The organism is Bacillus sp. FSL K6-1003, assembly GCF_037964945.1.
GTDB classification, from domain to species: Bacteria; Bacillota; Bacilli; order Bacillales; family Bacillaceae; genus Bacillus; species Bacillus mojavensis.
The window spans coordinates 2,666,072-2,680,752 of sequence record NZ_CP150176.1 but is presented as its reverse complement, the minus strand read 5'-3'; the positions used below and the strand labels follow the sequence as shown (position 1 = coordinate 2,680,752).

The 14,681-nt window shown below is 43.3% G+C and carries 12 protein-coding genes; 11 read left to right on the top strand and 1 reads right to left on the bottom strand.

Features of this window, described 5'->3' with window-relative positions; all coding sequences use genetic code 11:
- Positions 1–42 precede the first annotated feature (42 nt).
- The 6 genes from ddcA (at position 43) to yihA (ending at position 8,983) form a co-directional block, all read left to right on the top strand.
- Positions 43–1,047, top strand: coding sequence for a DNA damage checkpoint antagonist DdcA (gene ddcA / locus NSU16_RS13755; protein WP_268445589.1), 1,005 nt, complete (start codon positions 43–45; stop codon positions 1,045–1,047).
- Positions 1,048–1,274: 227 nt separating this feature from the next.
- A complete protein-coding gene (gene tig, locus NSU16_RS13750) occupies positions 1,275–2,549 on the top strand; it encodes a trigger factor (RefSeq protein WP_010335185.1) in 1,275 nt (424 codons plus the stop codon).
- A gap of 271 nt (positions 2,550–2,820) precedes the next feature.
- A complete protein-coding gene (gene clpX / locus NSU16_RS13745; RefSeq protein ID WP_010335184.1) occupies positions 2,821–4,083 on the top strand; it encodes an ATP-dependent protease ATP-binding subunit ClpX in 1,263 nt (420 codons plus the stop codon).
- A gap of 152 nt (positions 4,084–4,235) precedes the next feature.
- Positions 4,236–5,894, top strand: a complete 1,659-nt coding sequence (gene lonB, locus NSU16_RS13740) for an ATP-dependent protease LonB (RefSeq protein WP_010335183.1) — start codon at positions 4,236–4,238, stop codon at positions 5,892–5,894.
- Between the two features lie 180 nt (positions 5,895–6,074).
- Complete coding sequence (gene lon, locus NSU16_RS13735) at positions 6,075–8,399, top strand: endopeptidase La (RefSeq protein WP_168748380.1); 2,325 nt, start codon at positions 6,075–6,077, stop codon at positions 8,397–8,399.
- Positions 8,396–8,983 carry a ribosome biogenesis GTP-binding protein YihA/YsxC gene (yihA, locus tag NSU16_RS13730; protein WP_010335181.1) on the top strand — a complete coding sequence of 196 codons (588 nt, stop codon included), beginning with the start codon at positions 8,396–8,398 and terminating at the stop codon, positions 8,981–8,983. Before lon ends, yihA begins: the two co-directional genes overlap by 4 nt.
- A gap of 25 nt (positions 8,984–9,008) precedes the next feature.
- Here the strand turns inward: yihA and NSU16_RS13725 are convergent, their stop codons facing one another.
- Complete coding sequence (locus NSU16_RS13725; RefSeq protein WP_339191196.1) at positions 9,009–9,506, bottom strand: hypothetical protein; 498 nt, start codon at positions 9,504–9,506, stop codon at positions 9,009–9,011.
- A gap of 230 nt (positions 9,507–9,736) precedes the next feature.
- Here NSU16_RS13725 and hemA point away from each other — a divergent pair, with 230 nt between their 5' ends.
- Genes hemA through hemB form a run of 5 tightly spaced genes read left to right on the top strand, consistent with a single transcriptional unit; the run spans position 9,737 to position 14,669 of the window.
- Entirely contained in the window at positions 9,737–11,104 is a 1,368-nt protein-coding gene (gene hemA / locus NSU16_RS13720) for a glutamyl-tRNA reductase (RefSeq protein ID WP_339191193.1), read from the top strand.
- 7 nt (positions 11,105–11,111) lie between these two features.
- Entirely contained in the window at positions 11,112–11,942 is an 831-nt protein-coding gene (locus tag NSU16_RS13715; protein ID WP_010335178.1) for a cytochrome c biogenesis protein, read from the top strand.
- 36 nt (positions 11,943–11,978) lie between these two features.
- Positions 11,979–12,920, top strand: coding sequence for a hydroxymethylbilane synthase (gene hemC / locus NSU16_RS13710; RefSeq protein WP_010335177.1), 942 nt, complete (start codon positions 11,979–11,981; stop codon positions 12,918–12,920).
- The gene (gene hemD, locus NSU16_RS13705) at positions 12,910–13,698 is read left to right on the top strand and encodes a uroporphyrinogen-III synthase (protein WP_339191191.1); all 789 of its coding nucleotides are present in this window, start codon (positions 12,910–12,912) and stop codon (positions 13,696–13,698) included. The genes hemC and hemD overlap by 11 nt, the downstream gene beginning before the upstream one ends.
- Positions 13,695–14,669 carry a porphobilinogen synthase gene (hemB, locus tag NSU16_RS13700; protein ID WP_010335175.1) on the top strand — a complete coding sequence of 325 codons (975 nt, stop codon included), beginning with the start codon at positions 13,695–13,697 and terminating at the stop codon, positions 14,667–14,669. Before hemD ends, hemB begins: the two co-directional genes overlap by 4 nt.
- Positions 14,670–14,681: the final 12 nt, after the last annotated feature.

Below are 14,681 nucleotides of genomic sequence, written 5' to 3'. Positions count from 1 at the left end.
TGATACACTTGAACAAAATAAATGCCTGAAAGGAATATAGGTATGACGCATGACAAGAAAAACGCAAAAATTATTCCTTTTCCTCATCTGAAAGACCGTCTAGTGGAAAAAGGAATGTCCTCGCTGAAGGAGAAAAAGTATCAAGAGGCGCTGGAACTGTTCTCAGAAGCAATGAAATATGATGATACTGAATCAGATCTTCACTTGGGCATGGCCATTTGCTTTTTGGAGCTGGGCGAATTGGAAGAGGCAAAACGTGTATGCGAAAAGATGCTGAAAGAAGGATATGGCCAGTATTTTACGGTCTTACAAGTGTACATGACGATCTTAATACAGCTTAAGAAATACGAAGAAGTAAAACGCACGATTGAAGCTGTCCTTGAGGAAAATCAGCTGCCTGCGGAAAGCGCCGAGCAATTTTATAAACTGCTTGATTTCAGCCGTAAAATGACCGATCCAGAGCGAGAGGACGAGGCTTGGGCCGAAGAGTATGAAGATGTGATCGACACGGAGAAAGTGTTAGCCAGCCCAGAGGAACAAATGAATTTGATCCATTCATTGAAAGACCGCAATGTAGCGAAGTATACGGGGCTGTTAAAAACAATCCTTGAAGATCCCGCTGCCCACCCGATTATCAAGACGATGATCGTGATGTTAATGGCGGAACACGACTACAGCAAACCGGTCCACATTACAAAATTCGGAGACTCTATGACAATCGAGCCGAGCGAGACTGTCCCGCCTGATGCCTCCCCGATTTTGCACCGCGTTCTCCGGGTGCTGGATGAAACGCTTGGGAATGAAAATCCAACCCTGTATGCAGCGGTAGAAGAACTGTGGAGAAGACATTTGTACGTTTTATATCCATTTCAGCCTAAATTGCTGTCTGCTGATCTTTGGGCGGCGGCCCTGCATAAAGTCGGCTATGAAATGCATGGGATTGAGATTGAAAGCGAAGAGCTGCATATGATGTATGAGTTTACCGACAGAGAACTTGATGAAGCGTGCACAATGATTAAAGATATTGAAGAAATTTCTTATTTGTAAATCACGCCATATAGTTGAAAGCGGTATGTGTTATGTTATAATATAATGGTTGTATTTGTGTATAACGGGTTATTAGAAATACGGTTGGACAGGCTTTACAGTTCATTATTAAAATGGATACATAATGATTCTGATCTTTGGCAGCTTCGTTTTTGTTGGACGAAGCCGAATGATTGCTTTAGAATGGAAGACCGACACAACCTGAATAGATTTTTGGAGGGAAACACATGTCTGTAAAATGGGAAAAACAAGAAGGCAACGAAGGCGTTTTAACTGTTGAAGTTGATGCTGAAACATTTAAAACGGCACTTGATGATGCATTTAAAAAAGTAGTTAAGCAAGTTTCAATTCCTGGATTCCGTAAAGGGAAAATTCCTCGCGGTTTATTCGAACAGCGCTTTGGCGTAGAAGCTCTTTACCAAGATGCTTTGGATATTCTTCTTCCTGTAGAATACCCTAAAGCGGTTGAAGAAGCTGGAATCGAGCCTGTAGACCGTCCTGAAATCGATGTTGAAAAAATCGAAAAAGGCGAAAGCTTAATCTTCACTGCAAAAGTAACAGTGAAACCTGAAGTGAAGCTTGGCGAATACAAAGGCTTAGGCATCGAAAAAGACGACACAGCTGTAACTGACGAAGATGTTCAAAACGAACTAAAAGCGCTTCAAGAGCGTCAAGCTGAGCTTGTTGTAAAAGAAGAAGGCGCTGTTGAAGAAGGAAACACTGTTGTTCTTGACTTCGAAGGATTCGTTGACGGCGAAGCATTCGAAGGCGGAAAAGCTGAAAACTATTCACTTGAAGTGGGTTCTGGTTCATTCATTCCTGGCTTCGAAGATCAGTTAGTCGGCCTTGAAGCAGGTGCTGAGAAGGATGTTGAAGTAACATTCCCTGAAGAGTACCATGCTGAAGATCTTGCCGGCAAACCAGCTGTCTTCAAAGTGAAAATTCACGAAATCAAAGCGAAAGAGCTTCCTGAGCTTGACGATGAATTCGCAAAAGATATCGATGAAGAAGTGGAAACACTTGCTGAATTGACTGAAAAAACGAAGAAACGTTTAGAAGAAGCAAAAGAAAACGAAGCTGACGCTAAATTGCGTGAAGAACTTGTTCTGAAAGCTTCTGAAAACGCTGAAATCGATGTTCCTCAAGCGATGATCGATACTGAGCTTGACCGCATGCTGAAAGAATTCGAACAGCGTCTTCAAATGCAAGGCATGAACCTTGAGCTTTACACTCAATTCTCAGGCCAAGATGAAGCTGCGTTAAAAGAGCAAATGAAAGAAGATGCTGCAAAACGCGTTAAATCTAACCTGACTCTTGAGGCAATTGCGAAAGCGGAAAACCTTGAAGTAACAGATGAGGAAGTTGATGCTGAGCTTTCTAAAATGGCTGAAGCATATAACATGCCTGTTGAAAATATCAAACAAGCCATCGGTTCTACTGACGCGATGAAAGAAGATTTAAAAGTTCGCAAAGCAATTGATTTTCTTGTAGAAAACCGTTAATATGTTGCATAATAATAGTAATAATAAAACAGGGCGCGAATCATTCGTGCCTTGTTTTGTACAATTATGATATATCTCTTTTTCTTGGGGCAAGATAGTTAATGCAGGGCTGTTTTTTGTCATACATATAGAATGTGCAAGTCAGAAACACAATGTTACCGTCTTTTTGGAAAGTATGGTAAAATGCAATACATACTCGTTCGTTTCAAGAATCATTTTCTTTTGCTCTGCCGGTAAAAGAAAAAGTGAGACAAGATTAAGGGGTGAAAGAATGTTTAAATTCAACGAGGAAAAAGGACAATTAAAATGCTCGTTCTGTGGAAAAACACAAGATCAGGTTCGTAAGCTTGTAGCTGGACCTGGTGTATATATATGTGACGAATGTATCGAACTCTGCACTGAAATTGTGGAGGAAGAACTCGGAACAGAAGAAGAAGTAGAATTTAAAGATGTGCCGAAGCCGCAGGAAATCCGTGAAATTCTGAATGAATATGTCATCGGCCAGGATCAAGCGAAGAAATCACTCGCTGTTGCTGTGTATAACCACTATAAGCGCATTAACTCCAACAGCAAAGTGGACGATGTCGAGCTTTCGAAAAGTAACATTTCATTAATCGGCCCGACAGGAAGCGGTAAAACCCTTCTTGCGCAAACGTTAGCCCGTATTTTAAATGTGCCGTTTGCGATTGCTGACGCTACGTCCCTGACAGAAGCTGGATATGTGGGTGAAGATGTAGAGAATATTCTCTTGAAACTCATCCAAGCTGCTGACTACGACGTGGAAAAAGCGGAAAAAGGCATTATTTATATTGATGAAATCGATAAAGTGGCAAGAAAGTCTGAAAACCCGTCTATCACACGTGATGTGTCAGGTGAAGGTGTGCAGCAGGCGTTGCTGAAAATTCTTGAAGGAACTGTGGCGAGTGTGCCGCCTCAAGGCGGACGTAAGCACCCTCATCAAGAGTTTATTCAAATTGACACAACAAACATTTTGTTCATTTGCGGCGGTGCCTTCGATGGTATCGAACAAATCATCAAACGCCGTTTAGGACAAAAAGTGATTGGCTTTGGTTCTGATAATAAGGTTGCAGATCTGGAGAAAGAAGACCTTCTTTCAAAAGTGCTTCCAGAAGACTTGCTCCGTTTCGGATTAATTCCGGAGTTCATTGGACGTCTTCCTGTGATTGCAAGCCTTGAAAAGCTTGATGAAGAAGCATTGGTTGCGATCTTAACAAAACCGAAAAACGCTCTTGTGAAGCAATTTAAGAAAATGCTTGAGCTGGATAATGTTGAGCTTGAGTTTGAAGAAGAAGCGCTGTCTGAAATTGCCAAAAAAGCAATTGAGCGTAAGACTGGAGCACGCGGACTCCGTTCTATCATTGAAGGCATTATGCTTGATGTGATGTTTGACCTGCCTTCCCGTGATGACATTGAAAAATGTGTGATTACTGGAGCGACTGTAACGCATGGAGAGCCGCCTCGCCTTTTGTTAAAGGACGGTACTGAGGTTAGCCAAGATAAAACGTCTGCTTAAAAATGAAAAAGAACCTCCTGAGTGGTAACATTCAGGAGGTTTTTTTGTTGTGTAAACTCTTCCGGAAAACGTTTATTCCCCTCTTCTGTGGGAGATACTAGCAATCAGAGGAATGAATTGGATACATAAATTGTTTTTCAGGAGGGACCACCATGAGTTGGACAGGGATCGCATTATTTATTCAGCTGTTTTTTGGGATCATCATTGGTTTGTATTTTTGGAATTTGCTTAAAAATCAGAGGACACAAAAAGTCACGATAGATAAGGAATCAAAGAAGGAAATGGAGCAGCTTCGCAAAATGAGGGCTATCAGCTTGTCCGAACCGTTATCTGAAAAGGTGCGCCCCAAAAGCTTTCAAGATATCGTCGGCCAGGAAGACGGGATTAAAGCGTTAAAAGCGGCGTTGTGCGGACCGAACCCCCAGCACGTCATTGTCTATGGACCGCCGGGAGTCGGAAAAACAGCTGCTGCACGGCTTGTGTTAGAGGAAGCCAAAAAACATAAGCAATCACCTTTTAAAGAGCAGGCTGTTTTTGTGGAACTCGATGCGACAACGGCTCGATTTGATGAAAGAGGAATTGCGGATCCGCTTATTGGATCTGTACATGATCCGATATACCAAGGGGCCGGAGCGATGGGACAGGCGGGTATTCCGCAGCCGAAGCAGGGGGCTGTCACGCATGCCCACGGCGGTGTATTGTTTATTGATGAAATTGGGGAGCTGCATCCTATTCAAATGAATAAAATGCTGAAGGTGCTTGAGGACCGGAAAGTCTTTTTAGACAGTGCTTATTACAGCGAAGAAAATACACAAATACCGAACCATATTCACGATATTTTTCAAAATGGGCTTCCAGCCGATTTTCGTTTGATCGGTGCGACAACAAGAATGCCAAACGAAATCCCTCCGGCAATCCGATCCCGCTGTCTAGAAGTGTTTTTCCGCGAGCTTGAGAAAGATGAGCTGAAATCGGTTGCCAAAACAGCCGTGGATAAGATTGAAAAGAATATTTCTGAAGAGGGACTTGATTTGCTGACCAGCTATACACGGAACGGCCGGGAAGCCGTCAATATGATTCAAATCGCGGCGGGAATGGCGGTGACCGAGGACCGGAAGGACATCACCATTGAGGATATAGAATGGGTGATTCATTCCAGTCAGCTTACCCCTAAGCACGAGCAGAAAATCGGCTCTGCACCGCAAATCGGCATTGTAAATGGACTCGCAGTGTATGGCCCTAACAGCGGTTCGCTGCTGGAAATCGAAGTGAACGTAACACCGGCTCAGGATAAAGGGTCAATTAACATTACCGGAATAGCAGAAGAAGAAAGCATCGGCAGCCAATCAAAATCAATTCGCCGGAAAAGCATGGCAAAGGGCTCGGTTGAAAATGTGCTAACCGTATTGCGTACAATGGGAATGAAGCCTTCTGACTACGATATCCACATTAATTTTCCGGGCGGCATTCCGATTGACGGGCCGTCAGCAGGTATTGCCATGGCGGCGGGAATTTTTTCAGCCGTTCATAAAATTCCGATTGACAACAAGGTAGCTATGACAGGCGAGATCAGTCTAAACGGACTTGTAAAACCGATTGGGGGCGTGATCCCGAAAATTAAAGCCGCAAAACAATCCGGTGCCAAAAAAGTCATTATCCCGTATGAAAATCAGCAATCAATTTTAAAACAGATTGAAGGAATTAAAATTGTGGCGGTGAAAACGTTCCAGGAAGTGCTTGATGAAATTTTAGTGAATCCGCCTACTGAACAAAAACCGTTAAACATGCAAATGAATAAAGAATCAGTCTGACCCTATTTTTAAAATAGGGTTTTTTTTATGAAGGACATCTTTTCCTTTTTCAGATGAGAAAGAAAGGGTATACTACGAGGAGACTGTGTTATAGAAAAGCTGAACCATGCCGTTTATTGTACAAGGATGAAAAAGTTGTATTATAATGGTTCATACTAAAGTCACGGAGGTGTCAGTCACATGGCAGAAGAATTAAAACGCAGCATCCCGCTCCTCCCTTTAAGAGGTTTATTAGTGTACCCGACAATGGTTTTGCACTTAGATGTAGGACGTGACAAGTCGGTTCAGGCCCTTGAACAGGCAATGATGCATGATCATATGATATTTTTAGCTACTCAGCAGGATATTTCGATAGACGAACCGGGTGAAGACGAAATTTTTACTGTCGGCACCTATACGAAAATTAAACAAATGCTGAAGCTTCCAAACGGTACAATCCGTGTGCTGGTGGAAGGTATACAGCGCGCCCAGATCATTGATTACAATGAGCATGAGGATTATACGTCGGTAGACATTCAGCTGATCCAAGAAGATGATTCAAAAGATACAGAAGACGAAGCGCTGATGCGGACTTTGTTGGACCACTTTGATCAGTACATAAAAATTTCGAAAAAAATCTCAGCCGAAACGTACGCCGCCGTTACTGATATCGAAGAGCCGGGCAGAATGGCAGACATTGTTGCTTCTCACCTGCCTCTTAAACTAAAGGATAAGCAGGATATTTTAGAAACGGCCGATGTCAAAGACAGACTGAATAAGGTCATTGATTTTATCAACAATGAAAAAGAAGTGCTTGAGATCGAGAAAAAAATCGGCCAGCGTGTCAAACGTTCAATGGAGCGTACGCAAAAGGAATATTATTTGCGCGAACAGATGAAGGCGATCCAAAAAGAGCTAGGCGATAAAGAAGGCAAAACAGGTGAAGTTCAATCGCTGACCGAAAAAATCGAAGAAGCGGGTATGCCTGACCATGTGAAGGAAACGGCTCTTAAGGAATTAAACAGATATGAAAAAATTCCGTCCAGTTCTGCCGAAAGTTCTGTTATCCGCAATTATATTGACTGGCTGGTCGCTCTCCCATGGACGGATGAGACAGAAGATAAGCTTGATTTAAAAGAGGCTGAACATCTTTTGGACAAAGAACATCATGGACTTGAAAAAGTGAAAGAGCGTATTTTAGAGTATTTGGCGGTTCAGAAGCTGACAAAATCCTTAAAAGGCCCGATTCTCTGTTTGGCAGGACCTCCGGGGGTCGGAAAAACGTCCTTAGCCAAATCGATTGCTAAAAGTATGGATCGGAAATTTGTTAGAATTTCACTTGGCGGGGTGCGCGACGAATCAGAAATTCGCGGGCACAGACGGACATATGTCGGGGCAATGCCGGGACGTATTATTCAAGGCATGAAAAAAGCGGGCAAGCTGAATCCGGTATTCTTACTGGATGAAATTGATAAAATGTCTTCTGATTTCAGAGGCGATCCGTCATCCGCAATGCTTGAAGTGCTTGATCCAGAGCAAAACAGCACCTTCAGCGACCACTACATTGAGGAGACCTTTGATCTGTCAAAAGTGCTCTTTATCGCTACGGCTAACAATTTAGCGACAATCCCGGGACCGCTTAGAGACAGAATGGAAATCATTAATATTGCGGGCTACACGGAAGTGGAAAAACTTGAAATTGTGAAAGATCACCTTCTTCCGAAGCAGATCAAGGAGCATGGGCTCAAAAAGAGCAACCTGCAGCTGCGTGATCAGGCCATTCTTGATATTATCCGTTATTATACGAGAGAAGCAGGTGTGAGAAACCTCGAGCGCCAGCTTGCTGCCATCTGCCGCAAGGCTGCAAAAGCCATTGTTTCTGAAGATAGAAAACGGATTACAGTTACGGAGAAAAATCTTCATGACTTTATCGGAAAACGAATGTTCAGATACGGACAAGCAGAAACGGAAGATCAGGTGGGCGTAGTCACGGGGCTGGCTTATACAACTGTCGGCGGAGATACGCTGTCGATCGAAGTATCGCTTTCTCCAGGGAAAGGCAAACTGATCCTGACGGGTAAGCTTGGCGATGTCATGAGAGAGTCTGCTCAGGCGGCTTTCAGCTACGTGCGTTCAAAAACAGAAGAACTTGGCATTGAACCTGACTTTCATGAGAAGTATGATATTCACATACATGTTCCTGAGGGTGCGGTGCCTAAAGATGGTCCTTCTGCCGGTATAACAATGGCGACTGCGCTTGTTTCTGCTTTAACAGGACGGGCGGTATCGCGTAAAGTCGGAATGACTGGCGAAATTACACTTCGCGGGCGCGTGCTGCCGATCGGCGGACTCAAAGAAAAAGCACTCGGGGCACATAGAGCGGGATTGACGACGATTATTGCACCAAAAGATAATGAAAAAGATATAGAGGATATTCCAGAAAGCGTCAGAGAGGGGCTCACATTTATATTGGCATCCCACTTAGACGAAGTTCTGGAACATGCCCTAGTAGGAGAGAAGAAATGAAAGTCACAAAGTCAGAAATCGTAATCAGTGCAGTTAAACCTGAACAGTACCCTGAAGGGGGGCTTCCGGAGATTGCATTGGCCGGAAGATCGAACGTAGGAAAGTCATCTTTTATCAATTCATTGATTAATCGTAAAAATCTTGCGAGAACATCATCAAAACCGGGAAAAACACAAACATTAAATTTCTACATTATTAATGACGAATTGCATTTTGTTGATGTACCGGGTTACGGTTTTGCCAAAGTATCAAAATCCGAGCGTGAAGCTTGGGGCAGAATGATTGAAACCTACATCACGACACGCGAGGAATTGAAAGCAGTTGTGCAGATTGTTGATTTGCGGCATGCACCGTCTAATGATGATGTGCAGATGTATGAATTCTTAAAGTATTACGGCATTCCTGTTATTATTATCGCTACAAAAGCGGACAAGATTCCGAAAGGAAAATGGGACAAACACGCGAAGGTTGTCCGACAGACATTAAATATTGATCCGGAAGACGAGCTGATTCTCTACTCCTCAGAAACGAAAAAGGGGAAAGACGAAGCTTGGGGAGTGATCAAAAAAATGATAAACCGGTAGAGATTGATCTCTGCCGGTTTTTTATTTATCGTATAGATTTTTTTCGTTTTATCAATAATAACAATAAACTGATTCCGATAAACACAAACGGCCAATACTCTTTCAGCAGGGTCGTGGGAATATGCGCAGACTCAAGCCAAGCCATAATCTGTTTGAAAAAGTAAAGAAACAGGGAAAAACAAATCATCGAAACAGCTTCATATACATATTCTGTTTTCTGAACGGTTGAAACGAGCAGCGAGATGCCGACCATGAAGAGAAGCATTTCAAAATCATCCGGCCACCATGTCCACTTTGGCTTAACGAAAAAGTGCAAACCGATTCCGAAGAGAAGCAAGCCGATAAAGAAATGCGGGGAAACTGCTTCTTTTTTTCCTTGGTATATAAAGGCTGCGCCTAACAGCATAAGAAGAACAGGCCATTGATCCTGTCCTGAAAACAGTTCGGCTTGGCCGCTTTCAAGCCATGCGTAAACGGATGCGGCGAGCAGCAGACAAGGAAATAAAATTGATTTTTGTTTCATGCATATCACCTTCTTGTTTTCTAGAGCTGATTTTGAGTAATTTTCTGCTGTTTTTGGTATTGTCAATAGGAACATATTTTGTTCGTGAAGCTTTTTCTAATATAGCACAAGATTTTTGAAATCTGTTCACAATTTGCGAAAGAAACTATGTTATAATTATTATAAATAATGAATTCTATGTTAGAATGATTATAAATTAAAGTTTGGGTGTTGGGGGTGTAAGGAAAGCTATGCATATACTTGTTGTGGGAGTAGATTATAAATCCGCCCCTATTGAGATACGTGAAAAAGTAAGTTTTCAGCCGAATGAGCTTGCAGAAGCGATGGTGCAGCTAAAAGCAGAGAAAAGCATTCTCGAAAATATCATCGTATCTACCTGCAACCGCACTGAAATTTATGCGGTAGTCGACCAGCTCCATACCGGCCGTTATTATATAAAGAAATTTTTAGCTGACTGGTTTCACTTAAGCAAAGAAGACCTGTCGCCGTTTTTAAGATTTTATGAAAGCGATGCGGCTGTTGAGCATTTGTTCCGTGTAGCCTGCGGATTGGATTCTATGGTGATCGGTGAAACGCAAATTCTCGGCCAGGTGCGCGACAGCTTCAAAACAGCTCAGCAAGAAAAAACGATCGGCACGATTTTTAATGAGTTGTTTAAGCAGGCGGTTACAGTGGGTAAACGGACTCACGCCGAAACAGACATTGGCTCTAATGCAGTGTCTGTTAGCTATGCGGCCGTTGAGCTTGCGAAAAAAATCTTCGGAAACCTTTCAAGCAAGCATATATTGATCCTTGGTGCAGGAAAGATGGGCGAGCTTGCAGCCGAAAATCTGCATGGACAGGGAATCGGAAAAGTGACCGTCATTAACAGAACATACTTGAAAGCGAAAGAACTTGCAGACCGTTTCTCCGGTGAAGCGCGAAGCTTAAATCAGCTTGAAAGCGCGCTTGCAGAAGCCGATATTTTAATCAGCTCTACCGGTGCGAGTGATTTTGTTGTGTCTAAAGAAATGATGGAAAACGCGAATAAGCTTCGCAAGGGCCGTCCTTTATTTATGGTGGACATCGCCGTGCCAAGAGACTTGGATCCCGCTTTGAACGATCTAGAAGGCGTCTTCCTTTATGATATAGACGATCTTGAAGGGATCGTAGAAGCGAACCTGAAAGAGCGGAGAGAAACCGCTGAGAAGGTTGAACTGTTAATCGAAGAAACCATTGTTGAATTTAAACAATGGCTGAATACACTCGGTGTAGTGCCCGTCATTTCCGCATTGCGTGAAAAGGCGCTGGCAATCCAGTCTGAAACGATGGACAGCATCGAACGGAAGCTTCCACATTTGACGACAAGAGAGAAAAAACTTTTGAATAAACATACGAAAAGTATCATTAACCAAATGCTGCGCGACCCAATATTAAAGGTGAAAGAACTTGCGGCAGAGGCTGATTCTGAAGAAAAGCTGGCTTTATTTATGCAGATTTTTGATATTGAAGAAGCTGCGGGCCGGCAAATGATCAAAAGCATTGAAGGCAGCCAAGAGGTCCATTCTTATAAGAAGGCTGAATCAAGAGCGGGGTTTGCCCCACTTGTAAGTGAGTGAAAGCTGAATGATTGATACTGCAATGGCAAGGCTTAATGAAGGGACAATCGTCATTTACGCATTAAGTGTACTCTTTTATTTTATAGATTTTCTTCAACACAACCGGAAGGCTGGGAAAATGGCCTTCTGGTTGCTTTCTATTGTCTGGACTCTGCAAACCGTGTATTTAGCCTATTTTATGTGGGTGACGGGGAGGTTTCCGGTATTAAATGTGACGGAGGCGCTTTATTTTTATGCTTGGGTGCTTGTCACACTGTCACTTGTGCTGACAAAGCTGCTGCGTGTTGATTTTATTGTGTTTTTTACAAATGTAATAGGGTTTGCTATGATCGCCATTCATACATTTTCACCGACGGAGCAGCAGTCAGCGGCTTTTTCGGGTCAGCTCGTATCAGAGCTATTAGTGATTCATATTACAATGGCAATTCTTTCTTACGGCGCTTTTTCCCTTTCCTTTGTATTTTCTGTGCTCTATTTGTTTCAATATCATTTGTTAAAAAAGAAAAAATGGGGAAAGTGGCTGTTGAGAATAGAAGATTTGTCTAAGCTTGATTATATGGCGTACGTACTGAATGTCATTGGCGTCCCGATGCTCTTGCTGAGTTTGATTCTCGGCGTCATTTGGGCGTATGTGTCACTAGAAACGCTGTATTGGTTCGACGCCAAAGTGCTTGGTTCGTTTGTCGTCCTGCTTCTGTACAGCTACTATCTCTATATCAGGCTGATTAAAGAGCTTCAGGGGAAGGTCGCCGCACTGTGGAATACGGCTTGTTTTCTCGTGCTGATGATCAATTATTTCCTGCTCGGAAGCCTGTCTCAATTCCATTGGTTCAGTTAAATAATGTGCCCAAGCAGATTCGGGAGGAAAGAAAATATGAGAACGATAAAAGTAGGTTCCAGACGGAGCAAACTCGCTATGACCCAAACAAAATGGGTCATCCGCAAACTGAAGGAAATCAATCCTTCTTTTGCTTTTGACATAAAAGAAATCGTCACAAAGGGTGACCGGATTGTCGATGTTACCCTGTCAAAAGTGGGAGGAAAAGGGCTGTTTGTTAAAGAAATCGAACAAGCGCTTTTAAACGAAGACATTGATATGGCGGTTCACAGCATGAAGGATATGCCTGCCGTTTTGCCTGAAGGCCTTGTGATCGGCTGTATTCCTGAACGGGAAGATCCTCGTGACGCTCTTATTTCAAAGAATCGTGTAAAGCTTTCTGAATTGAAGGAAGGTGCTGTTATCGGCACAAGCAGTTTAAGAAGAAGCGCACAGCTTTTGATTGAGCGCCCTGACATTACAATTAAATGGATTAGAGGTAATATAGATACGAGACTTCAAAAGCTGGAAAACGAAGATTACGATGCAATTATTTTAGCTGCGGCAGGGCTTTCCAGAATGGGCTGGAAGCAGGATGTCGTAACTGAATTTCTTGAGCCTGAGCGCTGTCTTCCAGCTGTTGGCCAGGGCGCTCTTGCAATTGAGTGCCGAGAATCGGATCAAGAGCTTTTAGCGTTATTTTCTCAGTTTACGGATGAGTACACAAAACGGACTGTACTGGCAGAGCGTGCCTACTTAAACGCGATGGAGGGCGGCTGTCAGGTGCCGATCGCCGGCTACTCGGTGATAAACGGCCAGGATGAAATTGAACTGACAGGGCTTGTGGCTTCACCAGATGGAAAAATGACTTTCAAAGAAACCGTCACCGGAAACGACCCGGTGGAAGTCGGTAAGCGCTGTGCGGCTCTCATGACTGATAAAGGCGCTAAAGCTTTAATTGATCGCGTAAAACGGGAGCTTGATGAGGATGGTAAATGATGTTCCTTTGAAAGGAAAAACAGTGCTTGTCACCCGCAATAAGACGCAGGCAAAATCGTTTCAGCAGAAAGTGGAGAAGCTTGGCGGAAAAGCGGTATTGACCTCGTTGATCACGTTTCGCCGAGCTCTGCCGAATGATCTGGCGGAACAGGTGCGAATTGATCTTGCCGTACCTGGCTGGCTTGTGTTTACGAGTGTAAATGGAGCCGATTTCTTTTTTTCTTATCTAAAAGAAAATCAGTTGATTGTTCCCGGTCATAAAAAGATTGCGGCTGTTGGTGAAAAAACCGCACGCCGTTTGGAATCGTATGACGTATCGGTTGATGTAATGCCTCATGACTATATTGCAGAACAATTGGCGGACGCTCTTAAGCAGCATGCCGAACCGTCAGAACGGATTACGGTCATAAAAGGCAATTTATCTCGCGATGTGATAAAAAAAGAGCTTACGCCTCTTGGCTTTGTTGTGAAGGAATGGGTTGTATATGAAACTGTTCCTGATGAAGATGGCATCAAGGAATTAAAAAATGCCGCGAAGCAGCATTCATTTGATTTTGTGACATTTACAAGCTCATCAACCGTACATACATTTATGCATGTTCTGGGAGAAGGATTAAAAAAATGGCCGGCGCACCAGACGGCCTGCATCAGCATCGGACCGTTAACGAGGGACGCTCTGCTGTCGTACGGAATCACGTCGTATATGCCTGATACATTTACAATTGACGGTATGCTTGATTTAATGTGCCGCATGTCTAGAAAGGAAGATAGAATATGAGTCAATCATTTAACAGACACCGCCGTTTGCGGTCATCAAAAGCAATGAGAGAGATGGTAAAAGAAACTCGTCTGCATCCATCTGATTTTATTTACCCGATCTTTGTCGTTGAAGGTTTAGAAGGAAAAAAAGCTGTTCCTTCAATGCCTGATGTTTATCATGTATCTTTAGATCTATTAAAGGATGAAGTGGCTGAGCTGGTCAGTCTCGGAATTCAATCCGTCATTGTTTTCGGCATACCTGAAGAAAAAGATGATTGCGGAACGCAAGCTTACCATGATCATGGGATTGTGCAAGAAGCAATTGCGGAAATTAAAAAGCATTTCCCTGAGCTGGTTGTCGTCGCTGATACATGCCTATGTGAATATACAGATCACGGACATTGCGGTCTCGTCAAAGACGGACAGATCTTGAATGATGAATCCTTGGAGCTTTTGGCGCAGACAGCTGTCAGCCAAGCAAAAGCCGGAGCGGATATCATTGCGCCTTCTAACATGATGGACGGATTTGTGACGGTTATCAGAGAAGCGTTAGATAAAGAAGGATTCATCAATATTCCGATCATGTCTTACGCTGTGAAATATTCAAGTGAGTTTTACGGTCCGTTCCGTGATGCAGCAAACAGCACGCCTCAATTTGGCGACCGCAAAACGTATCAAATGGATCCTGCCAACCGTCTGGAAGCACTCCGTGAAGCACAATCAGATGTTGAGGAAGGTGCGGACTTCCTGATTGTGAAACCTTCACTTTCTTATATGGATATCATGCGGGATGTAAAAAATGAGTTCACATTGCCGCTTGTGGCTTATAATGTAAGCGGAGAGTACTCTATGGTGAAGGCTGCAGCTCAGAACGGCTGGATCAAGGAAAAAGAGATTGTCTTAGAAATTTTGACAAGTATGAAGCGTGCGGGTGCCGACCTGATTATCACGTATCATGCAAAAGACGCAGCAAAATGGCTTGCGGAGTAATCTTATTCAGTT